This window comes from Ruegeria sp. BK1 (assembly GCF_056535645.1).
Genome location: NZ_JBQFIS010000001.1, coordinates 793,631 through 817,477, shown reverse-complemented (window position 1 = coordinate 817,477; position 23,847 = coordinate 793,631). Strand labels below are relative to the sequence as shown.

Below are 23,847 nucleotides of genomic sequence, written 5' to 3'. Positions count from 1 at the left end.
GGGTTAGATCATGGAACCACTTACCTGGACCGGCTCTATCGCCTTCCTCAACCCGCTGATCGCCTTGGCGCTGGCACTGATGGCGCTGTCCGTTGTCGCCTGGATGCTGGCGAGCATCATCCTGCCCGAGGATCAGATGACCGTGAACCCGGACGGCACGCTCACGTCCAGTTCGGGGCTGCGAAATATGATCCAAGCCGCGATGCGATACAGTTTTCTGGCCAGTGTCGGCCTTGCGGTTGCCTATATCGTCCTTGGCATCCTAATGGGCACAAACGCCGGGATCATCGGCGCCATGTCCCAGCAGTTTCTGCCGGTTTGGATGTCGCTGATCCTGCTTTACGCCATGTCGATCGCGTTCAAGCGCAAGCTGGGTCTGTATGGCAAGCTGTTCGACAGCCCCATCGGCATGATCGGGTTCGGCCTTGTGATGTTCTGGGTGTTTACCGGAATTTTTGGGGCGATGGATCTGATCGTCACCCATGACCCGCTGGACCAGATTTCGGGCATGAAGAACAAAGTACCAGGAACGCCTTTGTCCAGTTTGGAAGAGGGTCAATACGCCTGGTATCTGCTGGGCGGAGACAACTTGGCCCGCGACGTGTTCAGCCGCATGGTCAAAGGGGCCTGGATCGTGGTGCAGATCGCCCCGCTGGCAACGATGTTCGCCTTCATGGTCGGGATCACGCTAGGCTTGCCTGCCGGGTACTATGGCGGTCGTTTGGACACACTGCTGTCCTTCCTGGCCAACCTGATCCTGGCTTTCCCGGTGATCCTGTTGTTCTACCTGCTTGTCACGCCCGAGATCGTGGCGACAGGGGTGCCGAACTATATGGCCGCTGTCCTCTTTGTCTTTCCGATCATCTTTTTGGGCGTATTGCTAAACTCTCGTTACTACACACGCCCGAATTTCCGCACGCCGCTGCTGATTGGTGTGCTTGGGGTGGCGTTGTGGCTGTATCTGTCGCTGATCTCGACCGGCGGGTACATTGTCAACACCGACAGCTATAGCATCTGGGGTCTGCCAACCTATCTGGACCTATTCGACATCCCTGGCGGTATTTTGGTGGTGTTTGTCTCGGTGGTCTTTGTTAACTCGCCCACTGTGTTCCGTATCGTTCGCGGGCTGGCGCTGGATATCAAAACCCGCGACTATGTGGCGGCGGCGCAAACGCGAGGCGAAGGCCCCTGGTACATCATGCTATGGGAGATTCTGCCCAATGCGCGTGGTCCGCTGATCGTCGATTTCTGTTTGCGGATTGGCTACACGACCATTCTTTTGGGGACCTTGGGTTTCTTTGGATTGGGTCTGCCACCGGAAAGCCCGGACTGGGGTTCAACGATTAACGAGGGGCGTAAGCTGCTGTCGATCTATCTGCACCCTGCCCTTCCGCCTGCTTTGGCCCTCTTGTCACTGGTTCTGGGTTTGAACCTGCTGGCCGACGGTTTGCGCGAAGAAAGTCTGAAGGACTGATTGTGATCGAGGCCGGGGGGCCAGCCCCCCGGACCCCCCGGGATATTTTTAGCCAGATGAAGGGATCCCCCTGACTCTCGCGAGGAGTAACAAGATGAACAAACTGGCGGATTATGACGGGCCAATTCTTGAGATCGACAAGCTTTCAATCTCGTTTTTTACCCGGTTGAGGGAAATTCCCGCCGTTATGGATTTCTCGGTCAGCGTGCAACCTGGTGAGGCTGTGGGGCTAGTTGGTGAGTCTGGCTGTGGCAAGTCCACGGTTGCATTGGGAGTCATGCAGGATTTGGGCAAGAACGGGCGCATCGTTGGCGGCTCGATCAAGTTCAAAGGGCGTGATCTGGGTGAGATGACTACCGAGGAGTTGCGCGACATTCGCGGCAATGAGATCGCGATGATCTATCAGGAACCGATGGCATCGCTGAACCCAGCGATGAAGATCGGTAAGCAGTTGATGGAAGTGCCGATGATCCACGAAGGCGTAGGCGCGGAAGAGGCTTATGCCCGCGCGTTGGAGGTTGTCACCGATGTGCGCCTGCCCGACCCCGAGCGAATGCTGAATTCTTTCCCGCATCAGCTCTCTGGCGGACAACAGCAGCGCATCGTGATCGCCATGGCATTGATGTCGAAACCGGCGCTTTTGATTCTGGATGAGCCAACGACCGCGCTGGACGTGACGGTTGAAGCGGCTGTGGTCGAACTGGTCAAGGATTTGGGCAAGAAATACGGCACCTCGATGCTGTTTATCTCGCACAATCTGGGGCTAGTGTTGGAAACCTGCGACCGGCTTTGCGTGATGTATTCGGGTGAGGCGGTCGAGCGCGGCTCGATCAAGGATGTGTTTGACGAGATGCAGCACCCCTATACACAGGCGCTGTTCCGCTCGATCCCTTTGCCTGGGGCCGACAAGAACACGCGCCCGCTGGTGGCCATTCCGGGGAACTTCCCCCTGCCCCATGAGCGCCCGCCGGGCTGTAACTTTGGGCCGCGCTGTGACTATTTCGAAGAAGGGCGTTGTGATGCTCAGGATATCCTGATGCAGGCTGTGCCCGGAAATGACCGACACCATACGCGCTGTCTGAAATTCCAGGAGATTGACTGGAACGCACCGATCACCGTTGGGGAACAAAAGGAAAAGGCTGCGATTGGCCGCACAGTTCTGAAGATGGACAATCTGAAGAAATACTATGAGGTCGCGGCGAATGCGCTGTTTGGCGGCGGCGAGACTAAGGTGGTGAAGGCCAACGAAACGCTCAGCTTCGAGGCGCATGAATCCGAGACATTGGCCATTGTGGGCGAATCCGGCTGTGGCAAGTCTACGTTTGCCAAGGTGTTGATGGGGCTGGAAACGGCGACGGATGGGCAAATCCTTCTGGACAATCGCAACATCGAGGCCGTGCCGATTGAAGAGCGGGACGCCAAGACGGTGGGCGAAGTTCAGATGGTATTCCAGAACCCGTTTGACACGTTGAACCCGTCGATGACCGTTGGCCGCCAGATCATCCGCGCGCTTGAGATTTTCGGTGTCGGCAACTCGGAAGCCGAGCGGAAGAAGCGGATGCTGGAGCTGCTTGATCTGGTGAAGCTGCCGCGCGCCTTTGCCGATCGGATGCCTCGCCAGCTGTCTGGCGGTCAGAAACAGCGTGTGGGCATTGCCCGTGCGTTTGCCGGGGACGCGCGGATCGTGGTGGCGGATGAGCCGGTCTCGGCACTGGATGTGTCCGTGCAGGCGGCCGTGACGGACTTGTTGATGGAGATCCAGCGTGAACACAAAACGACTCTGTTGTTCATCAGCCATGACCTGTCGATTGTACGCTATCTCAGCGACCGGGTGATGGTCATGTATCTGGGCCATGTGGTCGAGTTGGGCACCACCGATCAGGTCTTTGCCCCGCCTTATCATCCCTATACCGAAGCGTTGCTGAGCGCGGTGCCCATCGCTGATACGTCAATCGAGAAACAGCATATCGTGCTAGAAGGCGATATTCCTTCTGCGATGAACCCGCCTCCGGGCTGTCCGTTCCAGACGCGGTGCCGCTGGAAGTCCGAGGTGCCGGGTGGCTTGTGCGAACAGCGCGTTCCGCCGGTGAAAACTCTGGCCGAGGGACATCAGGTCAAATGTCATTTGGCCGAGGATGTCCTGGAACGTATGGAGCCGGTCATCAAGATTGCAGCCGAATAAAACACAAAGGCCAGCCGCAGGGTTGGCCTTTTACCTATTGGGACGGGAAGCGGAGTTTAACCGCCCCAGATCACCCTGACGTAATTCTGCGTTTCTTTATACGGCGGAACGCCACCATGTTTTTCCACCGCGCCCGGACCAGCATTATATGCCGCCAGCGCCAGACGCCAGGATTTGAACTTGCGGTATTGAGCGGACAGATAGCGCGCGCCACCTTCCAGATTTTCCCGTGGGTCCAGCGGGTTGACGCCAAGCGTTCTTGCTGTCGCAGGCATAAGCTGTGCCAAACCTAGTGCTCCCTTATGCGAGACAGCATTGGGGTTCCAGCCGCTTTCCTGCTGCACCAACCGCAAGAACAAGTCTTCGGGGACGTTATGCTTACGCGCCGCTTGCCGCGCGATGGTCAGATACTGGCCTTTGTATTTCCCATTATAACGCTGGCTGAACTGACGCCTCGGCGTCTTTGGCTTATAGCGCTCGGAATTGCGGTATTGTGTGGCCGCTCGCGAATCCAACACCTTGGATTGCTTGAGGAAAATGTCCTTGCGGCTTTTCGTCGACAAGGTATCCGCCTCAGCCGGGGCTGAGACCAGTGCACAGCATAGCACCGAAAAACTCGCTAACAACAACCGCATAAATGCCGATCCCGATCTCTACGAACCTGAACGAGTATAGATATTTCAGCAAAGAATGAAAGCTTGGTAAATCATGCCTAAAGAATTAGCGCGCTCATTTTCGCGTCATCAACCATGTTTCAACCAAAGCGCAGGCCGTATAGGGTCGCAGAAATAACAGGTGCCAGATTCGGGCACTGCTCAGTCAGACAAGAACGAGGGAATATATGGCGGGTTCAGTCAACAAAGTCATTCTGATCGGAAATCTCGGTGCCGACCCTGAGGTTCGGTCGTTCCAGAATGGTGGAAAGGTTTGCAACCTGCGCATCGCCACGTCTGAGACATGGAAAGACCGCAATACCGGCGAACGCCGGGACCGAACGCAATGGCATACGGTCGCCATCTTCTCGGAGCCCTTGGTGCGCGTGGCCGAGCAGTATCTGCGCAAAGGCAGCAAGGTTTACATCGAAGGCCAGCTTGAGACCCGCAAATGGCAGGATCAGTCCGGACAGGATCGATATTCGACCGAAGTGGTTCTGCGCCCTTACCGCAGTGAACTGACCATGCTGGACGCGCGCGGTGAAGGTGGCGGCGGTGGTGGCTATGGCGGCGGCCAATCCGGTGGCGGCTATGGCGGTCAGGCCGGTGGCGGCTATGGGGATCCTTATGGTGGGCCGTCCGGCTCTCCGGCACCTGCATCCGGCGGTATCGACGACGACGAGATTCCGTTCTAACCAAGACGGAGAAATATCATGACATGGTCCTTCTCACTCGGCCGGATATTGGGGTCGGAACTGAGGGTCCATGTCACCTTTTTCCTGTTGCTGGCCTGGGTCGGGTTTGCCGCCTATTCCAGTGGAGGTCTGGCGGCCGCGGTTGAAAACCTGATCTTCGTGCTGGCGCTATTTGCCTGTGTGGTCGCCCATGAATTTGGCCATGCGCTGATGGCCCGGCGCTATGGGATCAAAACGCCTGACATTACCCTATTGCCAATCGGCGGGCTGGCTCGGCTCGAGCGGATGCCGGAAAACCCCATGCAAGAGGTTTGGGTGGCGCTGGCAGGCCCTGCGGTCAATGTTGTAATCTGGGTCTTGCTGGTTCTTCTGGGCGCGGGAATGCCTCTTGAAACCATGGCTCAGATCGACAGCACCGGCCCCGGCCTGCTGAACCGTCTGGCTTATGTGAACCTGCTGTTGGCCGCGTTCAACATGATCCCCGCCTTTCCGATGGATGGCGGGCGTGTGTTCCGTGCCCTGCTGTGTCTGAAAATGGATCGCGTCAAAGCCACACGGGTCGCCGCGCTGGCGGGACAGGCGGTGGCGGTCGGGTTCGGGTTCCTTGGGCTCAGCACCGGGAATGCGCTGTTGGTGCTGATCGCGGTATTCGTCTTCGTAGCAGCAAATGCCGAAAGTCAGGACGTGACCATGCGCTCGGTCGCGCGGCGCGTGCTGGCGCGCGATGCGATGATCACCGAATTTCACGCTCTTTCCCCCGACGACACGCTGGCGACCGCCGCGCAGGCCGTCATCCATACCACGCAGCATGAGTTTCCGGTGCTGTCCCCCGATGGCAAGCTGCAAGGCTTTGTCCCGCGCAATCGTCTGTTCGCGGCCCTTGCCGATGAAACACCCCGGTCCAATCCGGCCACTTCGATCATGGAACCGGACATTCCAAAAGTTCGCTTGACCGACGGGTTGGAGGCCGTGCTGGACGGGCTGCATAAAGGCGCCCCGGCCATTGCGGTTTGCACTGCTTCGGGGGCGATGGTGGGCTATATCACACGCGAGAATATCGGCGAGCTGATGGTGCTCAACGGGCGTTGATCAGGCAGTGGCCAGCGCGTCCTGAAGCACCGACAGTACTGCATCACGCGGTACGTCAGAGGTGACGAATGCCTGGCCGATTCCGCGCGCCAGAATGAACCGCAACTGACCGTCGATCACCTTCTTGTCCTGCGCCATCAGATCAACCAGAGCCTCAGCGCCTGGAAGTTCTCCGGGAATGTCCGCCAAATCGGTCTTCATGCCCATCGTACGCAAATGCGCACGCACGCGGCTGGGGTCTTCCTGAGAACACAGACCAAGACGCGAGGACAGCTCGAACGCCAGCGCGCAGCCGATGGCCACGCCTTCACCATGCAGCAGCCGGTCGGAATAACCCGTTGCAGCCTCAAACGCGTGACAGAAGGTGTGGCCGAGGTTCAGCAACGCACGGTCGCCCTGCTCGGTCTCATCCCGTGCCACGATATCGGCCTTCATCTGCACCGAGCGGGTCACGGCCCGCACCCGCGCCGCCATATTGCCCCCCGCCACATCGGTTCCGTTGTCTTCGAGCCATTCAAAGAAGTCGGCGTCCCCCAGCAGGCCATATTTGACGACTTCGCCATAGCCGGACAGGAAATCCCGATCTGTCATCGTGCCCAGCACCGAGGTATCGGCCAGCACCAACGAGGGCTGATGGAAGGCTCCGATCAGGTTCTTGCCCTGTGGTGCATTGATGCCGGTCTTGCCCCCGACGGAACTGTCCACCTGCGCCAGCAGCGAGGTCGGGATTTGTACGAACCGAACACCGCGCCTTAAAACGGCCGCGGCAAAGCCCGCAAGGTCGCCGATCACGCCACCGCCCAACGCGATGATAACATCCCGGCGCTCAACCCTTTCGGCCAGCAGCCACTCGACAGCACGTTCGAAATGAGGCCAGCTCTTGGTCGCCTCACCCGCAGGCAAGGCCAGTGTCGACATCTCGATCCCGGCTGTCGCCAACCCCTCGCGCAGCCCATCCAAGTGCAGCGCGGCCACGTTCTCATCCGTCAGGACGGCGACTTTGGGCCGGTGCAATAAGGGCGCGATCCGCGTGCCGGACTGCGCCAGCAAGTCTGGCCCGATTTCGACATCATACGCGCGTTCGCCCAGCTCAACATGTACGGTTTGGTGCATTTATTTTTGTTCCAGGACATCAGGCCGCTTCAGCAAAGCCTCGACAACGCGGCCAACCATATTGTCGATCGAAATCTCACCGTCCGAGGTCACAGTCAAATCGGCCTGCTGGTAAACCGGCACGCGCGCCTCATATATCCCGCGCAATGTCGCATAAGGGTCGTCGGTGCGCAGTAAGGGCCGGGTATCCTTGTGCTTGACCCTGTTCCACAACACGCTCAGATCAGCATTCAGCCAGACGGACACGCCGCGTTCGGTGATCATCTTGCGGTTCTGCTCGGACAGAAACGCGCCGCCGCCGGTAGACAGAATGCCCTTTTCCTCATCCAGCAGCCGCCCGATGACCTGACTTTCCTTGGCGCGAAAGAACGGCTCGCCGTCGCGTTCGAAAATCTCGGGGATGGTCATGTTTGCTGCCGATTCGATCTCGGCATCACTGTCAAGGAACGGGACACTCAGACGTAGGGCCAATGCACGGCCCACGGCGGTCTTTCCAGCCCCCATCATCCCCACCAGAACTACGGTTTTGTGCAACACAAGGTGCTGGACTGGGGCAACCGTGTCAGTGTTTTGCTTTATTTCGCTCATTTCACCGTGAATGACGTGATCTTAAGAAAAATGCCAGCTATAACTGGGACAAAAGAAAAAATTGAGGCGACGTTGAGCAATGGGCCGTCTGATCAAACTGCTGATATATCTGGTTTGCCTGTGTTTTATCGGGCTGGTGGGCTATGCCTATCTTGGCCCGTTCTTCGGGGTGGATTTCTCGGCCCCGCAGAATGAAGTCCGCGAACCGGTCATCCTGAATGTGGAGTAGGAGCGCAGTTGCCGCGCTTTTCCTGGCCGGAGCCGCACAGGCGCAGCAGGAACCCCTGTCTGCGATCGAATGGCTGACCCAACCTCCGGAAAACTTGCCCGGCACCGTTTTGCTGGAACCGCCCGTGTCACAGACCGGCCTGCAGCCGGGGGTCGAGGTCACAGCGCTTGAGGCTTTGTTGCCGCCCTTGGGGTTGGTGTCGTCCTCGGTGACAGGCCTGCCGGTCGATATGTGGAAAAACAGCGACCCAGGCAGGCTGGCCGAACTGATCGCCGATGTACCCGTAAGGTATAACCCGGCAATGCAGCGCCTGCTGTTCACCTTGCTGCTGTCCGAGGCGCGTGCGCCATCCGGCCCCAATGCCCAAGAGATATTGCTGCTGGCGCGACTGGATCGGTTGATGCAACTGGGCGCGGCCGATCCTGCGCAATCGCTGGTGCAACTGGCTGGTCCGACCGACAGCCGCGACAGGTTTCAACGTTGGTTTGACGCGACGCTGCTGACGGGCGACGAAGATCGCAGTTGCACCGCACTGATCGCGCAACCGCACCTGTCACAGGATTACGCGGCGCAGATTTTCTGCAAAGCGCGACGCGGCGACTGGGCCTCAGCAGCGCTGACGCTTGAGGCGGCCCATGCGCTGCAAGTGCTGCCCGATGAGGATTTGGCCGTTCTAGACCGCTTCCTCAGCCCCGAACTATTCGAAGACGCCGAATACCTGCCGCAACCTGATGACCCTGATCCGCTGACCTTCCGCCTTTATGAGGCGATTGGCGAGCGTTTGCCCTCGGCCCCATTGCCGCGGGCCTTTGCCAATGCCGACCTGCGGGATGTGGCGGGCTGGAAAGCCCAGATCGAGGCGGCCGAGCGGTTGACCCGTGTGGGTGCGCTGACGCCGAACCAGTTGTTGGGGCTTTATACTGAACGTTCGCCTGCCGCTTCAGGTGCGGTTTGGGATCGCGTCGCGGCGGTGCAGCGGTTCGAAACCGCGCTGGATTCCGGCAAGCCCGAGGCCATATCACCCGCCCTTCTCGATGTCTGGACCCAAATGCGCAGCGTCGGGCTTGAGGTCCCGTTTGCCGAACTTTTCGCAGACCGGCTGTCGCAGGTTTCACTTACGGATGCCGAAGCCGAGACCTTGCGGTGGCGTATCCTGCTGCTCTCGGACCTTTATGAAAGCGCCGCCCTATCCGTCCCGGACAAAGGCGAGGAGAACCAGTTTTTGGCCGCACTAGCCCAAGGGGATCCGGGGCGCGCGCGCTCGCCATCGCCATTAGCCGATGCGGTTGCACAAGGCTTTGCCTGGGCCGCACCTGTGCCGTCAGATATCGAAACGCTGCTAAACAACAGCCAGCTGGGTGAGGCGATTTTGGAAGCGATGAACCTGTTTGCTCATGGCTCTCGCGGGAACCTCGTGGACCTGACTGCTGCCATCGCCACCCTGCGCCGCGTCGGGCTTGAGGATACCGCCCGCCGCGCTGCACTGAACCTGCTGATCCTGCAAGGCACCTGATCATGGCCGCCCCTGCCTCCGCCGAGATTTGGATTTCGACCTTTCTGGAAGCTCAGGCCGCCGAGCTAGGTGCGGCCAACAACACCCTTTTGGCCTATGGCAACGACCTGAAGGATTTTGCCGCTTGGCTGAAACGCCGCAAGATGGGATTTACCGCAGCAGACCGCGACTTGATCGAGCGCTATCTGATCGATTGCGACGCGCAGGGCCTGTCCCAGTCGACCCGCGCCCGCCGCTTGTCTGCGATCAAGCAGATATACCGGTTCGCGTTTGAAGAAGGTTGGCGCGACACCAATCCGGCAATCCAGATCAAGGGTCCGGGCCGCCAGAAACGCCTACCCAAGACGTTGGATGTACCCGAGGTCGATCGCTTGCTGCAAGCCGCGCGCGAAACCGGCCGCTCAAAGGCCGACCGCATCCGCAACACCTGCCTGATGGAGCTGCTTTATGCCACCGGCATGCGCGTGACCGAACTGGTGTCACTGCCGGTCTCTTCGGCGCGGGGCGATCCTCGAATGCTGCTGGTTTTGGGTAAAGGCGGCAAGGAACGGATGGTCCCCCTCTCCCCTCCGGCCCGCGACGCGCTGGCTTTGTGGCTTGAGACGAGAGACGCCGCCGAGGACGACGCAGTTTCAAATGGCGGTCAGCGTTCTCGGTACCTATTCCCGTCGCGGGGCAAGTCCGGGCATCTGACCCGGCACATGTTCTTCCACCTGATCAAGGACCTGGCCGTGCAGGGTGGCGTATCGCCTGAAAAGGTGACGCCCCACACATTGCGCCATGCTTTTGCGACCCACCTCTTGGCGAACGGGGCCGACTTACGCTCGATCCAAACATTGCTGGGGCACGCCGATGTCGCCACGACGGAAATCTACACCCATGTGCTGGACGAACGTCTGGCCGAGCTGGTGCTCGAGCATCACCCGTTGGCGAAAGACCCCGGTGATAAGGGCTAACCTCTTGATCCGCAGGGGCCGCACCCCCATAACGAAGACAACAACCCAAACAACCAAGGACCGATGGAACCCTCTGCTTCTATGATCGACGGCGCATTCTGGTTTACGACCGGCGCCATTTTGCTTTTACTTGTCCTTTCAGGATTTTTTTCAGGTTCCGAAACAGCATTGACCGCCTCGTCGCGCGGCAAGTTACGGGCGCAGGCCGACAAAGGCTCGCGCGGGGCGCAGAAGGCGCTGGATATCACCGATGACAATGAACGTCTGATCGGCTCGGTCCTACTGGGCAATAACCTCGTGAACATCCTGGCGGCCTCACTGGCGACGGCGCTGTTTACCAAGCTGTTCGGCGAAAGCGGCGTAGCGCTTGCGACACTGGTGATGACCTTGCTGGTGCTTATCTTCGCCGAGGTACTGCCCAAAACCTATGCCATCACCAATGCCGAGAAAGCCGCCGCGCTGGTCGCCCCGATCATCAGCGTAGTGGTGACCGTCTTTTCCCCGGTCGTGGCCGCCGTCCGACTTTTGGTGCGGGGTGTTCTGCGGCTATTTGGGGTACAGATCGACCCAGACAGCAACATCCTTGCCGTGCGGGAAGAGATCGCCGGTGCGCTGCAACTGGGTCATTCGGAAGGCGTGGTAGAAAAGGAAGACCGCGATCGTATTCTGGGCGCGCTGGATCTTGCGGACCGTGCAGTCGAGGAAATCATGCTGCACCGTTCGAATATCGAGATGATCGACGCCGACGACGCGCCCGAGGCAATCTTGCAGCAGTGTCTGAAAAGCCCTCATACCCGCCTGCCCGTCTTTCGGGACGAGCCCGAGAACATCGTGGGTGTCGTTCATGCCAAAGACCTGTTCCGCGCCATGTACGCGCATGCCGGCGACAGTGAAAGCGAAGCCAACCGGCTGGAAAGCTTCGATATCTCGAAGGTGGCCAATGATCCGTATTTCGTGCCAGAAACCACCACTCTGGACGATCAAATGCGGGAATTCCTGCGGATGCACAGTCATTTTGCGTTGGTGGTGGACGAATATGGCTCGCTGCGGGGGTTGATCACTCTGGAAGATATTCTTGAGGAGATCGTGGGCGAGATCGCCGATGAGTTCGACATTGATGAGGACGTCCCCGTCACCCGAACCGAAGATGGTCAGTACCTTGTTGAAGGAGCGATGACGATCCGGGATGTGAACCGCGCGATGGAATGGACGCTGCCTGACGACGAGGCCAATACCGTGGCTGGTCTGGTCATCCACGAGGCGCAGATGATCCCCATAGTGGGTCAGGTATTCTCGTTCCACGGTTTCCGGTTCGAAGTTACCACCCGTGAAGGTAACCGCATCACTGAGTTGAAAATCCGTCCACTGTAAAACGTCTCGTGCGACATGTCGCGTCGGAAACGGAACAGTCAGCCCCGGTCTGCCCTTGCACGCTTTGGCCAGATACAAAGCGGAGGCACGGGCATGAAATCGACAACGCGGGTGGCAGTGATTGGTGGCGGTGTTGTCGGATGTTCGGTTCTATACCACCTGACCAAGCTGGGTTGGTCAGACGTGGTGCTGCTGGAACGTTCTGAGCTGACCAGCGGGTCCACCTGGCACGCGGCGGGCGGGTTTCACACGCTGAACGGCGACACCAACATGGCCGCTTTGCAGGGCTATACGATCCGCCTTTACAAGGAACTGGAAGAGATCACCGGCATGTCCTGCGGGTTGCACCATGTGGGCGGGGTAACGCTGGCCGACAATCAGGACCGGTTCGACATGCTGTTGGCCGAGCGCGCCAAACACCGGTTCATGGGGCTAGAGACAGAGATCATTGGCCCTGACGAGATCAAGAAAATCGCACCCATCACCAATACCGATGGCATCCTTGGCGCGCTCTATGATCCGCTGGACGGCCATCTTGACCCTTCTGGCACCACCCACGCCTATGCCAAAGCGGCCCGGATGGGCGGGGCCGCGATCGAAACCCATTGCATGGTGCACGAGACCAACCAGCGCCCCGACGGCACTTGGGATGTGGTGACAGACAAGGGCACCATCCACGCCGAACATGTGGTCAACGCAGGTGGCCTATGGGCGCGTGAGGTCGGCGCAATGGCAGGGGTCTATTTCCCGCTGCACCCGATGGAGCATCAGTATCTGGTCACCGACGCGATCCCTCAGATCGAGGCCATCATCGACGCAGGCGGAGAACATCCGCATGTGATGGACCCCGCAGGCGAAAGCTATCTGCAGCAGGAAGGCCGGGGCTTGTGCATCGGCTTTTACGAACAACCCTGCAAGCCCTGGGCCGTGGACGGAACCCCGTGGGAGTTCGGGCACGAGTTGCTGCCCGACGACTATGACAAGATCACCGACAGTATTGAATTCGCCTATCGTCGCTTTCCGGTTCTGGCCGAAGCCGGAGTGAAATCGGTGATCCATGGTCCGTTCACCTTTGCGCCGGACGGGAACCCTCTGGTCGGACCGGTACCGGGGCTGCGCAACTATTGGTCAGCCTGCGGAGTTATGGCCGGGTTCAGCCAAGGTGGTGGCGTTGGCCTGACGCTGGCTCAATGGATGATTGAGGGCGAGCCTGAGCGAGACGTCTTTGCTATGGATGTGGCCCGCTTTGGCGACTGGATCAGTCCCGGTTACACCCGCCCCAAGGTGATCGAGAATTACCAAAAACGCTTAAGCGTCGCCTATCCGAACGAAGAACTGCCCGCCGCCCGCCCCAACCGAACCACCCCGATGTATGACATCTTCACCGATCTGGGCGCTGTCTGGGGCCAGCAATACGGGCTGGAGGTCCCCAATTACTTCGCTCAGGGCGATGAACCAGACTATGAGACGCCCTCATTCCGCCGGTCCGATGCCTTCAAAGCCACCGGGCGCGAGGTTCGTGCTGTGCGCACTGCCGTGGGCATCAACGAAGTCCACAATTTCGGTAAGTACCGCATCACAGGTCCCAATGCGCGGGCTTGGCTGGATCGGATCATGGCCGGGCGCATCCCGCAACCAGGTCGCCTGTCGTTGACGCCGATGCTGTCGCCCAAGGGTAAGCTGATCGGGGATTTCACTGTCTCTTGCCTGGATGAGACCGAGTTCCGCCTGACCGCCTCATACGGGGCGCAGGCGTTCCATATGCGGTGGTTCCTGCAACATCGCGAAGACGGCTTGCAGATCGAAAATATCAGCGACCGGCTGAATGGATTCCAGATCGCAGGCCCGAAGGCAGCAGAGGTTCTGGCCGCCTGCACCCGCGATGATGTCTCGGCGCTGCGCTTCATGGATGTGCGCCGCATGACCGTGGGCATGACCGACTGCATCGTCCAACGCGTCAGCTATACCGGTGACCTGGGGTACGAGATCTATTGTGATCCGATGGCGCAGCGGCAGCTGTGGTGGACGCTGTGGCAAGCCGGAGAGCCGATGGGCCTGACCCCCTTCGGCATGCGCGCCATGATGAGCCTACGTCTGGACAAGTTCTTTGGATCATGGATGCGGGAGTATTCTCCCGACTACACACCGGCTGAAACCGGGTTGGATCGGTTCATATCCTTCGCAAAACCCGTCGATTTCATAGGGCGTGCGGCGGTCGAACGTGAGGCGCAAAACGGCCCCTCCCGAAGGCTTGTCGCATTCCAGGTCGATGCCGAGGACGCCGACGTCAACGCCTATGAGCCGATCTGGTTGAACGGCAAGGTGGTCGGGTTCTGCACATCGGGCGACTATTCCCATTTTGCGGAAAAGTCGATTGCTATGGGGTTCCTGCCCGTCGAACACGCGACAGACGGTCAGGACGTCGAGATCGAGATACTGGGGCAACGCCGCCGCGCGCGGATGATTTCAACCCCACTTTTTGATGCGGATGGCTCGCGAATGCGGGGATGACAGCGGGGCGGAACGCGGCCATCTTAAATAAATGAGTCTCATCCCGATCATCCTTTTGGCCGCTGGGCAATCCAGCCGTATGCGCGGCACGGATAAGCTGATGCAAAACGTCGGAGATACTCCTCTTCTGCGCCGCTCAGCCATGACGGCCCGGCAGGTTGGGCCGGTGATCGTCGCCCTGCCCCCGCTCCCTCATCCGCGCTATCAAGCGCTGGACGGGCTGGACCTGACACTGGTCGAGATCCCGGATGCCGCCGAAGGTATGAATGCCAGCCTACGGGGTGCCATGACCCATCTGCCGGCCGAAGCAACAGCCGCAATGGTCCTGCTTTCGGACCTTCCCGACATCACGGCCGAGGATTTAAACAGTGTGGTCAGCTCGGTTTCAGAACACCCGAAAAAGTTGATATGGCGCGGCGCAACTAAGGATGGAAAACCCGGTCACCCGGTTATTTTTGACAAATCTCTGTTCGCGGAGCTGCGCCGCCTGACCGGCGATGAAGGTGCGCAAACTGTTGTGCGCGCGCATTCCGACAAGGTGCATCTTCACCCCTTGCCCAATCGGAACGCACTGCTGGACTTGGATACGCCCGAAGATTGGGCGGCATGGCGGGCGCGGCACAGCTTGTAAGGCAGGTCCGTAAAACAAACACGGCCCGGTCTTTGCAGACCGGGCCGGTGCCCAAAACAGGACTACCACTTTTCATCAACCCTGAAAGCGCGGCCAAAGCTGCCTATAAGGCACCTCGGCTATCCGCTGCCGAACCTAAACAAGACCCCCTCGTTAACATGCCGCTCAGCGCTTCCAGTGATCGTGACGAACCTTCGGCACCCCCTAGTGCCGTCGGCTTCCCCTCGCTTGGGCCTGATCATCGTCACCGATTGGTTGAGGGCAAACAACGTAAATTTGGAAAGATCGGGTCATTTAGGATGTATCGGAATGGTTTTTCAGCAACATCTCTGAATATTGACTTCTCCCTTAGGTTGCATTCTGCTATTGAAATTTAAGGAAAATAGCAGGTTAAACATGCACATTTGACATGTATACCCACCGAAAATCTACGATTATACCTGTGCGACCAATATGTTTTGACACATCTCCACAACCAATAGTCGAACCCCAAGCCAACACCACCTTGGCTTGATCATTTGTTCATCAAATTGAATCAATTCGCGTCTTTTGGAGGATTGGACCGGCAATAGCGGACAATCTCACGATTCGAGCCACGCGATTCGCTCCGTTGACCCGAGTCGTATGACCGACCGGTCGTCATACCACCGTGTCTTTATGGCAAAATTAAGATTTCTTAACCTTTGGCACAGGAAATGATCAGACTGGTGCGCCACCTCCTGACTTAACGCGCGAACGGAACCGCGCGATAAAACAGGAGACCAAAATGAGCATCCGTAAATCCTCTCTTCTCGTGCCGCGCACGTCCGGCTGGATCGGCGTCAGCGCCCTGAGCGCCGCGCTGCTGGCCACCACCGCCCTGCCCTCGAAAGCGGACGAAGCCCTGGCTGACCTGGTTGAGAGCGTGTCTCCCTCGGTTGTGACCATTATCGCGGAACAAGAGGCAAAGCCGACACCGGCACAGGGTCAGAACTTTGACTTTGAGGCCCACCCGTTTGGCGAATTCTTCAAACGTTTCGGCACGCCCGAGGGCTTCAACACACCACAGCGCGGACCGGCACAAGGTCTGGGATCCGGTTTCGTGCTGGACGAGGCAGGCTACATCATCACCAATCACCACGTCGTCGATAACGCCACGACCGTCACCGTTCGCCTGTATGACGACCGCACATTCGATGCTGAAATCATCGGCACCGACCCGTTGACAGACATCGCCGTGTTGAAGATTGACGCCGACGCCGGATTGCAGGCCGTTGAACTGGGTGACAGCGACGTGATCCGCGTAGGCGAGGACGTGGTGGCCATCGGCAACCCGTTCGGGCTTAGCTCGACCGTGACTACAGGGATTGTCTCGGCCAAGGGGCGCAACATCTCGCAAGGGCCCTATGCCGAGTTTATCCAGACGGATGCGGCGATCAACAAGGGCAACTCGGGCGGGCCGCTGTTCAACATGGACGGCGAAGTGGTTGGCGTGAACTCGGCTATCTATTCGCCCAGCGGCGGATCTGTGGGTCTGGGCTTTGCGGTAACCTCGAACATCGTCGAGCATATCGCCGCCGACCTGCGCGATGACGGTCAGGTCAGCCGTGGATGGCTGGGTGTCTCGATCCAGAATGTCAGCCCCGAAATTGCCGCAGCCATGGGCATTGACATCTCAACCGGCGCGTTGGTGTCGGATGTGGTCGATGGCAGCCCCGCCGAAGGCGTCTTGCAACAGGGCGATATCATCCTGACCTTCAATGACGAGGCCGTGGACTCCAGCAGTGACCTGCCGCTTCTGGTGGGCACTACCAAGGTTGGCACCGAAAGCACCCTGACGGTGCTGCGGGACGGGACCGAACAGCAGCTGGAACTGACCATCGGCCAGCACCAAAGCGCGGCACTGGACGTTGAAGACCCGGTGGCCGAGGCGACCTCGGGCACCGCACTGGGTGTGACCGTCGCCCCGCTGACCGAAACCACCCGCTCCGAGATCGGTGTGTCCGACTCGGTCAACGGTGTGATCGTGACCGACCTCAAGCCCGACAGCCCTGCGGCAAAAGCGGGCCTGCAACGCGGTGATGTCATCGTCAAACTGGGCAGCCAGGAGACCGACACGCCCGACGCGCTGAAAGCCGCGCTGGACAGCGAAAAGACCGATCCCGCGCTGGTGCTGATCAACCGGGCCGGAAACCAGATCTTCGTGGCGGTGGAAATCGCCTGATCTGACACCCGCGCGCGCCACGTGATGGGGAATATCTGGCGTGCGCCTCCCCGGCAGTTTGTCTTGTCCGCTCTCTGCCGGGACTGCCGGGTGCGCCGCAACGCACCCGGCACGTATCCCATCAAACCCGGTGCCTTACCCGGAAATTTGTGTTTAAATCCCGTTGGAAAGGAGGTCCGATCATGAGCCGCCGTCTGCTGATCGTCGAAGATGACCAAGATACGCGCGACTTCATCGCCAAAGGTTTTGGCGAAGAAGGCTACGTGGTCGAACAAGCTGCTGATGGCCGCGAGGGGCTATACCATGCCACCGATGGCGGGTTTGATGCCATTGTACTGGACCGAATGCTGCCGGGGCTGGACGGGTTGTCCCTAATCAGGTCCTTGCGGGCCGCGGGGCTGAAGACACCAGTCCTGATGCTGACCGCCATGAGCGCGGTGGACGAACGCGTCAAAGGTTTGCGTTCGGGGGCGGATGATTACCTGGTAAAACCGTTTTCCTTTCAGGAGTTACATGCCCGTATTGAAGCACTCCTGCGGCGTCCGCAGGAATCCGAGGAAAGCGCCATCCTGACCTGCCGCGATCTTGAAATGGATTTGCTGACCCGCAAGGTCACACGCGATGGGCACGAAGTTACACTGACCCCGCGCGAATTCCAGATTTTGGAATATTTCCTGCGCCGCAAGAACCGCGTGGTGTCACGTACCATGTTGCTGGAAGGGGTATGGGACTATCATTTCGACCCAAATACGAATGTCGTCGATGTCCATATCTCGAAGCTGCGGCGTCAGCTGGACGAAGGCGGTGGGCCGCCGCTGATTGAAACCGTTCGCGGTGCGGGTTACATGATATCTGATGGATAACATACGGCTGTCGTTCAATAATTCACGCACGCGCCTGATATTGGCCAGCATGGTGCTCAGCACATTGTTGACCGCGACGGTTCTGGCATTGGTCTACGTCACTGCCAATCGAAGCATCGAGGGCGAGACGCGTTCGGTCGTATCGGCCGAACTCACCGGATTGGCGGATGAATATGAACGACGCGGGCTGATCGGGCTGCTAACAGCGATTGAACGCCGCCTGCCATCCGCCGCCGAGCGGGATGCGATGTACCTGCTGACAGATCGCTTTGGGGCGACACTAGCCGGAAATCTCAAGCAATGGCCAGCAGACATCGCGGCTGGCAGCGGTTGGGTCGATCTGGAACTGCGCCGTGCGGACAATGACCAACTTGTGCCCATCTCAGCGGCCTCAATCCGTCTACCCGGCGGTGAGCGCCTGTTGGTCGGGCGAGACGCGCTGGCGCGGCAGCAGTTTGACCGGGTCCTTTTGCGCACCGTTGGGATCGTCTTGGTCATTGCCCTGGCACTCAGCACCTTGACCGGGTGGCTGTTCACGCGTCTGGTCTTTTCCCGCCTGTCCGACATCGCAAACACCGCCGAGGATATCGTTTCCGGGGATCTGTCTCGCCGAATGCCAATGCGTGGAACCGGGGATGAGTTCGATCAGGTCGCCGGCACGCTGAACTCGATGCTGGACCGGATCGAAGAGTTGATCAGCAACCTGCGCACCACCTCCAACTCAATCGCCCATGACCTCCGATCCCCACTGTCCCGTCTAAAGCAACGCGTCGAAGCGCTGTCGGATCCCACCAAAACCGATCAAGACCGCGATATCGACGTAGCCCGCGCAACAACCGAGATCGACCATGTACTGCGCGTTCTGGGCCAATTGACCGAGATTTCCCGCGCCGAAGCCGGCGTGGGGCGGGAACAGTTCGAAACAGTTGAACTTGAACAACTGGTACGAGATGTGGTCGACCTTTACGATCCCGTCGCCGCAGAAGAGAACATTCGTCTGGTAATTGAAGGAACCGCCGCACCGCTGAGCGGGCATAAACCCCTGCTGTCCCAGGCCCTGTCGAACCTGCTTGAAAACGCCTTGCGCTACGCACCGGAACATACTGAAATCACAATCACTTTGACCGATGATGGTAAGGAGACATACCTAAGCGTCCGCGATCGCGGGCCGGGCGTTGCGCCCGAGGATCTTTCACGCCTTCAAGTGGCCTTTGTGACCCTCGATCCAGCCCGGACCGAACGCAATGCAGGACTTGGTCTGGCGCTGGTATCGGCCATCGCGCATATGCACGGTGGAGAATTCCTGCCGCAGGACGCGGCCCCCGGTCTGAAAGCGACGATCAAACTGGCACACCTTTGATCGCCAAGGTCTTGTTCTTATAGCATTTATCCTCTGTGACTTCCGCGCCGAACCATTCGGGCGGAACAAAGGATTTGGCGTCTGCCTCGGTCTCAAACTCAACCTCGACTATGTGCAACGGCGTCAGGCCACCCTGAAAAACATCCAACTCAAAAACGCGCCCATCGGACAGCGTTCCAGTGTAACGTTCCTTCTCAACCCGCCGTTCCGTGGTCTCGGGCCAGAAGGTTTCGAACTGCTCGCCCGAGATTTCGGTTTCGCGTTCTACGCGCACTAGTTCTCCGCAACCCTTCAGCGTCAGGAAATAGCGTTCATTCTTTTGCCGCAACCGCAGTTCAGTGGAATCCTCAGGCGCAGTCAAATAGCCCTGGCGGATCACGGCCCGGTCCAGATGCTGCAAGTCTGGAACCGCAGAAACCAGGAATTTCCGTTCGATTTCAGTGCCCATGCCTATGAACCTACATTGCTATCAACGACGGCCAACCTCATCACTAGTAACTATCTCATATGAGAAAAGGCTTTGCCACCGAACCGAGGGGGCTCGCAGGCTGTCATTGGAACAGCCTCCAGAACTGATGTTTGATCTCGGGGTTGTCCAAACCACGGAGATGCGCGATCACACGCTGGCGTTCTGCCTCTTGCCGTTGTTTTAGCACAGTGATCACCCCGCCTGCGGACAGAGCGAGCTGGGCGATTTCGGGCTGTTCGGTTTCAACCTGTCGATCCACCAATTCCAGCAACGCTTTTTGCTGAACCGAGAAGTCGTTGAATCGGCCTAGATTATCTTGCAGTTTTTTCAGCGGTTTAAGTATGGTATTTAAAGATTTTTGGTTGAACAAAGGACCAAAGAACTCCATTAAATAACGGAGTTTCTTCCCTTCGATCCTCAGGTCATGGACCAAGGTATCGGGCGAATTCGGCATAATCCGACGCGCCCGTCTGCACAGTTTTCGATAGCGTTTCCAGATCATGGTGCAGGCGAAGTCATAAGCTGCAAGCTCTGCGTTCGGGCCGGTCTGTACACTCTTTGGATCGGTGATTTGTCTGCTCAGTTCCAACATACACCGGTTATAGGACACACTTCTGAATTTCTGAGATAGAACTTTCCATGACCTTTTACGCTCTGCCTCAAACTGTGCAAACATGATCTCAGCACCAACATGAAGGTTTTCCGGTATCATGCTGTAATAGTTATTTTTCTCAAGTAGATAGACATCAAGGTCGCGCAACCGGTTGGTCGGGGCCATAAGATCGGAAAACGTTCTCTTCAAGCCCATCGTCTGATGAGGTGAAAAAACTCCTTTGAACAGGCTGAGTACCGAACGGATGCGCCGGAGTGAGACACGGTAGTCATGCAGGAACTCGGTATCGTAATCTGCGATCACACCATTTTCGTTTTGGCGCGCCACCGCCAGATAGGTCCCAATAATCTTGGTCGCCACATCTACAGTGGGTTCTGCTCGAGCGAGGGGGATATCGGGTTTGGCCTGATAACGCGGCGTGTCCGGAGACAGCGCAGTGAAAACCCCAGTTGCGTTTCGTATATCTTTGTTTTTTTCAATCGACTTACGGATATTTTTGAAACTTGAAGATGGCCCGTTCACTTGGCACAAAACCACAATCGTCGCACGTCCATGATCCGAAACAAGATCAACCACCTGGCCTTGAACACGTGTCTTTCGCAAGTCGTCGAGAACCGAGAACTTGCGCACCTTCACAGTTCCAGACGCAATCGGGATCAGTGCCCGAAGCGTGGGAAACTTTGACAATCCTGACCGAACCGCGCCGTTTGGTAGATTTTGAACGAACTGTCCGGCGCCACTGCCCTGCTGCGTCACATGTCGCTTAAAGGAAAACAGATGCAACTTTCCATCAGTTTCAATCAAAAGTTTGCCTTTGGACACAAGAGATTGGTCATGGCAATCTAGGATGTGAAAAAGCCGTTTTGATGACTCGCCGATCGTCAAGTTCCAATGATTCTTGAGCACCCCTTCGATAGCTTTTTCGTCAAACCGACCTGACAAGAAGAACACCGAACTTTCTTTGCCCATCAAAAACCCTCCAGCCGCCCGGATCGCATGTACATCTTGCAGGTAAGAATTTGTTTTTCAGCGATTTCCATAGTCTTGGGCACGAAAGGACCTCATGACGGTATTTGCCCGTGAAATCTTAACTTGGTCCTGCAGGCAAAGGTACTACGACCGGGAGGCATTCACGGTGAAATTCGGATGACAGAGGATACACCGTATCATAAGACTTTTCACATGTCCGATCCCGTCTCATCCATACGCAACCTCGGCCCCGCTTTCGAACAGGCCTGTGCTCGTGCCGGGATACACTCGGCGCAAGGATTGCGGGAATTGGGACCAGATGCGGCCTACACGAAACTATTGCAGTCGGGTTCTCGCCCGCATTTCATCGGGTACTACGTGCTGGTCATGGGCCTTCAGGGGCGTCCATGGAACGATTGCAAAGGCGAGGAGAAGAAGGCGCTGCGCAAACGGTTCGATGCGATCAAGGCCAGTGTCAGCACCGCGCCTGAGATGCAGATCATCGCTGATCTGGATGCGATCGGCGTGCGGGTCTCGGCTGCGGACCTCAAACCCGAATGAAAAAGGCCGCCCCCGGTGACGGGAGCGGCCCTGAATTCTATTGTGGTTAAAGATTAGCCGACCAGTTCAATGCCCGAGAAGAAGTAGGCGATTTCAACCGCTGCGGTCTCAGGTGCGTCGGAACCGTGGACCGAGTTTTCGCCAACCGATTCAGCGAACTCGGCGCGGATGGTGCCGGCGGCCGCGTCTGCGGGGTTGGTTGCGCCCATGACTTCGCGGTTCTTGGCAATGGCGCCTTCGCCTTCCAGAACCTGAACGACGACCGGAGCCGACGACATGAACTCGCACAGCTCGTCATAGAACGGACGCTCGGCGTGAACTTCGTAGAACTTACCGGCTTGTTCCTTGGTCATGTGGATGCGCTTTTGCGCAACGATGCGCAGGCCTGCGTCTTCAAACTTGGCGTTGATCTTGCCAGTCAGGTTGCGGCGGGTTGCATCGGGTTTGATGATCGAGAATGTGCGTTCCAGTGCCATATCGGCCTCTCCTTACAATGTGGCGCGTGGTGTGCGCCGAAATCCATCGCGCGCCGCCTAGCACGGTATGTGGCCCAAGAAAAGTGTTATATGGCGCGGCGCTCAGATCGTGTCCGGCAATGGGTCCAACTGGTCGACCCGCCGAACATAGAGGATGGACAGAAGTCCTGCGAAACTGCTGAGGCACATCATGCCAAGAACGATAAATGGGGCATTCGCGGCAGTAACCAAGGCCCCGGTGGCCATGGTCAGCACGGCCCCCAACGCCACAGTCATCGCGCCAGACAGCCCCGCAGCGCTACCCGCCAATTGCGGACGTACAGACATCAGACCGGCGGTGGCATTGGCGACGGTCAGCCCGTTGCCGAACCCCACCAGAATGGCTGAACCAAAAAAGGTCCAGACGCTGCCGCCCTCGGCTGCGAACACCACAAGACCCACAAGTGGCCCAACCGAGGCAATCACACGCCCAAAAAGAATCATATTATTCAGCCGGGCCCGCGCCGCCAGACGCCCGGTCAGATAGCTGCCCGCCATGAACCCCAGCGTGATGATCCCAATCCCCAACCCTAATAGCGCGGGGTTCAGATCGAACCACGTTGCTGCAACCAAAGGCGCACCGGTGATAAACGCATAGAACCCTCCAATCGAAAACGCCGCACAAAAGGAATAGCCCCAAAACCGACGTGAATTGAAAAGCTGCGGATAGAGCCTCATCTGCGCGGCGAAGGTAGCGGTTGTGTTAGTGTTGGTCTCACCCAGATCGACCCATATCAACGCCAAGAGGCCCGCGCCCAGAAGAAGATACAAAATAAACCCGGCGCGCCAGCCGAATAGCATCTCGAGCAGACCGCCCAGCATCGGCCCCAGCATCGGTGCTAGCGCCATAGCCATCGAGACATAACCCAGCTTTGCCGCGGCCTCATTCGGTGGATGCATATCTCGTATCGCGGCGCGGGCCAGCACCTGCCCGGCCACTACGGCACCTTGCAGCATCCGAAACCCTAGAAACACCCAGATCGACTGCGCCAGCGCACAACCGACCGAGGCAATGACGAAGATGACCATACAGATCAGCAATACCGGCCTGCGTCCGAACCGGTCGGACAACGGCCCCATGATCAGTTGCAGGACTGCCGACAGCGCCAGATAACCCGCGATCGACAGGTTCACCAGGCCGTATTCCGCCTCCAGTGCCGCGCCGATACTGGGCAGCGATGGCAGGAACATGTTCAGCGACAGAACCGAAAGCGCCGTCAGCAAAACCAATGTGATCAAGGACGGAGGGGACTGCGCAGGCCGCATCAAACATTCCACTTCATTCAAAC

The 23,847-nt window shown here is 58.3% G+C and carries 21 protein-coding genes; 14 read left to right on the top strand and 7 right to left on the bottom strand.

Going from position 1 to position 23,847, the window contains the following annotated elements; all coding sequences use genetic code 11:
* The first annotated feature begins 10 nt into the window (after positions 1-10).
* Both ACR3E7_RS04015 and ACR3E7_RS04010 read left to right on the top strand, forming a co-directional pair.
* Entirely contained in the window at positions 11-1,474 is a 1,464-nt protein-coding gene (locus tag ACR3E7_RS04015) for an ABC transporter permease (protein WP_480502936.1), read from the top strand.
* 94 nt (positions 1,475-1,568) lie between these two features.
* Positions 1,569-3,656, top strand: coding sequence for a dipeptide ABC transporter ATP-binding protein (locus ACR3E7_RS04010; RefSeq protein WP_170784581.1), 2,088 nt, complete (start codon positions 1,569-1,571; stop codon positions 3,654-3,656).
* Between the two features lie 56 nt (positions 3,657-3,712).
* Here the strand turns inward: ACR3E7_RS04010 and ACR3E7_RS04005 are convergent, their stop codons facing one another.
* Positions 3,713-4,291 (bottom strand): lytic transglycosylase domain-containing protein, encoded by a 579-nt coding sequence (locus tag ACR3E7_RS04005; protein WP_170769537.1) that lies wholly within the window; start codon positions 4,289-4,291, stop codon positions 3,713-3,715.
* A 206-nt stretch (positions 4,292-4,497) separates the two neighbouring features.
* Between ACR3E7_RS04005 and ssb the strand changes: the two genes are divergently transcribed.
* Together ssb and ACR3E7_RS03995 are read left to right on the top strand one after the other, a co-directional pair.
* Positions 4,498-5,004: a single-stranded DNA-binding protein gene (gene ssb / locus ACR3E7_RS04000; protein ID WP_170769536.1), complete on the top strand. Its 507-nt coding sequence runs from the start codon at positions 4,498-4,500 to the stop codon at positions 5,002-5,004.
* Between the two features lie 18 nt (positions 5,005-5,022).
* Complete coding sequence (locus ACR3E7_RS03995; RefSeq protein WP_480502937.1) at positions 5,023-6,093, top strand: site-2 protease family protein; 1,071 nt, start codon at positions 5,023-5,025, stop codon at positions 6,091-6,093.
* Here ACR3E7_RS03995 and aroB read toward each other — a convergent pair whose 3' ends face one another.
* Entirely contained in the window at positions 6,094-7,206 is a 1,113-nt protein-coding gene (aroB, locus tag ACR3E7_RS03990; protein WP_480502938.1) for a 3-dehydroquinate synthase, read from the bottom strand. It lies immediately after the preceding gene.
* Complete coding sequence (locus tag ACR3E7_RS03985; RefSeq protein WP_480502939.1) at positions 7,207-7,794, bottom strand: shikimate kinase; 588 nt, start codon at positions 7,792-7,794, stop codon at positions 7,207-7,209.
* A gap of 79 nt (positions 7,795-7,873) precedes the next feature.
* Here ACR3E7_RS03985 and ACR3E7_RS03980 point away from each other — a divergent pair, with 79 nt between their 5' ends.
* The 9 genes from ACR3E7_RS03980 to ACR3E7_RS03940 all read left to right on the top strand — a co-directional run bounded on the left by ACR3E7_RS03980 (position 7,874) and on the right by ACR3E7_RS03940 (position 19,431).
* Entirely contained in the window at positions 7,874-8,023 is a 150-nt protein-coding gene (locus tag ACR3E7_RS03980; protein WP_480502940.1) for a hypothetical protein, read from the top strand.
* Positions 8,013-9,536 (top strand): hypothetical protein, encoded by a 1,524-nt coding sequence (locus tag ACR3E7_RS03975; RefSeq protein WP_170784573.1) that lies wholly within the window; start codon positions 8,013-8,015, stop codon positions 9,534-9,536. The genes ACR3E7_RS03980 and ACR3E7_RS03975 overlap by 11 nt, the downstream gene beginning before the upstream one ends.
* A 2-nt stretch (positions 9,537-9,538) precedes the next feature.
* Positions 9,539-10,492, top strand: coding sequence for a site-specific tyrosine recombinase XerD (locus tag ACR3E7_RS03970; protein ID WP_170788562.1), 954 nt, complete (start codon positions 9,539-9,541; stop codon positions 10,490-10,492).
* 63 nt (positions 10,493-10,555) lie between these two features.
* A complete protein-coding gene (locus ACR3E7_RS03965) occupies positions 10,556-11,863 on the top strand; it encodes an HlyC/CorC family transporter (protein WP_480502941.1) in 1,308 nt (435 codons plus the stop codon).
* Between the two features lie 93 nt (positions 11,864-11,956).
* Positions 11,957-14,374: a GcvT family protein gene (locus ACR3E7_RS03960; protein ID WP_480502942.1), complete on the top strand. Its 2,418-nt coding sequence runs from the start codon at positions 11,957-11,959 to the stop codon at positions 14,372-14,374.
* Between the two features lie 31 nt (positions 14,375-14,405).
* Positions 14,406-15,005, top strand: a complete 600-nt coding sequence (locus tag ACR3E7_RS03955; protein ID WP_480502943.1) for a nucleotidyltransferase family protein — start codon at positions 14,406-14,408, stop codon at positions 15,003-15,005.
* Between the two features lie 766 nt (positions 15,006-15,771).
* Complete coding sequence (locus ACR3E7_RS03950; protein ID WP_480502944.1) at positions 15,772-17,208, top strand: DegQ family serine endoprotease; 1,437 nt, start codon at positions 15,772-15,774, stop codon at positions 17,206-17,208.
* Positions 17,209-17,390: 182 nt separating this feature from the next.
* Positions 17,391-18,071, top strand: a complete 681-nt coding sequence (locus tag ACR3E7_RS03945; RefSeq protein WP_170769525.1) for a response regulator transcription factor — start codon at positions 17,391-17,393, stop codon at positions 18,069-18,071.
* Positions 18,064-19,431, top strand: coding sequence for a sensor histidine kinase (locus tag ACR3E7_RS03940; protein WP_480502946.1), 1,368 nt, complete (start codon positions 18,064-18,066; stop codon positions 19,429-19,431). Before ACR3E7_RS03945 ends, ACR3E7_RS03940 begins: the two co-directional genes overlap by 8 nt.
* On the opposite strand, the gene ACR3E7_RS03935 is transcribed toward ACR3E7_RS03940, so the two are convergent.
* The gene (locus ACR3E7_RS03935; RefSeq protein ID WP_480502947.1) at positions 19,412-19,879 is read right to left on the bottom strand and encodes a CYTH domain-containing protein; all 468 of its coding nucleotides are present in this window, start codon (positions 19,877-19,879) and stop codon (positions 19,412-19,414) included. The two genes, ACR3E7_RS03940 and ACR3E7_RS03935, sit on opposite strands and share 20 nt — an antisense overlap.
* 103 nt (positions 19,880-19,982) lie before the next feature.
* Positions 19,983-21,482, bottom strand: a complete 1,500-nt coding sequence (locus ACR3E7_RS03930; protein WP_480502948.1) for a CHAD domain-containing protein — start codon at positions 21,480-21,482, stop codon at positions 19,983-19,985.
* A 213-nt stretch (positions 21,483-21,695) separates the two neighbouring features.
* Between ACR3E7_RS03930 and ACR3E7_RS03925 the strand changes: the two genes are divergently transcribed.
* Positions 21,696-22,043, top strand: a complete 348-nt coding sequence (locus ACR3E7_RS03925; protein ID WP_170769521.1) for a TfoX/Sxy family protein — start codon at positions 21,696-21,698, stop codon at positions 22,041-22,043.
* 53 nt (positions 22,044-22,096) lie between these two features.
* On the opposite strand, the gene ndk is transcribed toward ACR3E7_RS03925, so the two are convergent.
* Both ndk and ACR3E7_RS03915 read right to left on the bottom strand, forming a co-directional pair.
* The gene (gene ndk / locus ACR3E7_RS03920; protein ID WP_170352964.1) at positions 22,097-22,519 is read right to left on the bottom strand and encodes a nucleoside-diphosphate kinase; all 423 of its coding nucleotides are present in this window, start codon (positions 22,517-22,519) and stop codon (positions 22,097-22,099) included.
* 102 nt (positions 22,520-22,621) lie between these two features.
* Positions 22,622-23,824, bottom strand: coding sequence for a Bcr/CflA family efflux MFS transporter (locus ACR3E7_RS03915; protein ID WP_170788555.1), 1,203 nt, complete (start codon positions 23,822-23,824; stop codon positions 22,622-22,624).
* Positions 23,825-23,847: the final 23 nt, after the last annotated feature.

Coding starts and splice junctions, on each gene's coding strand:
- ACR3E7_RS03960 (WP_480502942.1), top strand. CDS start 11,957: ATGAAATCGACAACGCGGGTGGCAGTGATTGGTGGCGGTGTTGTCGGA.
- ACR3E7_RS03955 (WP_480502943.1), top strand. CDS start 14,406: ATGAGTCTCATCCCGATCATCCTTTTGGCCGCTGGGCAATCCAGCCGT.
- ACR3E7_RS04015 (WP_480502936.1), top strand. CDS start 11: ATGGAACCACTTACCTGGACCGGCTCTATCGCCTTCCTCAACCCGCTG.
- ACR3E7_RS03970 (WP_170788562.1), top strand. CDS start 9,539: ATGGCCGCCCCTGCCTCCGCCGAGATTTGGATTTCGACCTTTCTGGAA.
- ndk (WP_170352964.1), bottom strand. CDS start 22,519: ATGGCACTGGAACGCACATTCTCGATCATCAAACCCGATGCAACCCGC.
- ACR3E7_RS03950 (WP_480502944.1), top strand. CDS start 15,772: ATGAGCATCCGTAAATCCTCTCTTCTCGTGCCGCGCACGTCCGGCTGG.
- ACR3E7_RS03930 (WP_480502948.1), bottom strand. CDS start 21,482: ATGGGCAAAGAAAGTTCGGTGTTCTTCTTGTCAGGTCGGTTTGACGAA.
- ACR3E7_RS03985 (WP_480502939.1), bottom strand. CDS start 7,794: ATGAGCGAAATAAAGCAAAACACTGACACGGTTGCCCCAGTCCAGCAC.
- ACR3E7_RS03980 (WP_480502940.1), top strand. CDS start 7,874: ATGGGCCGTCTGATCAAACTGCTGATATATCTGGTTTGCCTGTGTTTT.
- ACR3E7_RS03975 (WP_170784573.1), top strand. CDS start 8,013: ATGTGGAGTAGGAGCGCAGTTGCCGCGCTTTTCCTGGCCGGAGCCGCA.
- ACR3E7_RS04010 (WP_170784581.1), top strand. CDS start 1,569: ATGAACAAACTGGCGGATTATGACGGGCCAATTCTTGAGATCGACAAG.
- ssb (WP_170769536.1), top strand. CDS start 4,498: ATGGCGGGTTCAGTCAACAAAGTCATTCTGATCGGAAATCTCGGTGCC.
- ACR3E7_RS03945 (WP_170769525.1), top strand. CDS start 17,391: ATGAGCCGCCGTCTGCTGATCGTCGAAGATGACCAAGATACGCGCGAC.
- ACR3E7_RS03995 (WP_480502937.1), top strand. CDS start 5,023: ATGACATGGTCCTTCTCACTCGGCCGGATATTGGGGTCGGAACTGAGG.
- ACR3E7_RS03915 (WP_170788555.1), bottom strand. CDS start 23,824: ATGCGGCCTGCGCAGTCCCCTCCGTCCTTGATCACATTGGTTTTGCTG.
- ACR3E7_RS03935 (WP_480502947.1), bottom strand. CDS start 19,879: ATGGGCACTGAAATCGAACGGAAATTCCTGGTTTCTGCGGTTCCAGAC.
- aroB (WP_480502938.1), bottom strand. CDS start 7,206: ATGCACCAAACCGTACATGTTGAGCTGGGCGAACGCGCGTATGATGTC.
- ACR3E7_RS04005 (WP_170769537.1), bottom strand. CDS start 4,291: ATGCGGTTGTTGTTAGCGAGTTTTTCGGTGCTATGCTGTGCACTGGTC.
- ACR3E7_RS03965 (WP_480502941.1), top strand. CDS start 10,556: ATGGAACCCTCTGCTTCTATGATCGACGGCGCATTCTGGTTTACGACC.
- ACR3E7_RS03940 (WP_480502946.1), top strand. CDS start 18,064: ATGGATAACATACGGCTGTCGTTCAATAATTCACGCACGCGCCTGATA.
- ACR3E7_RS03925 (WP_170769521.1), top strand. CDS start 21,696: ATGTCCGATCCCGTCTCATCCATACGCAACCTCGGCCCCGCTTTCGAA.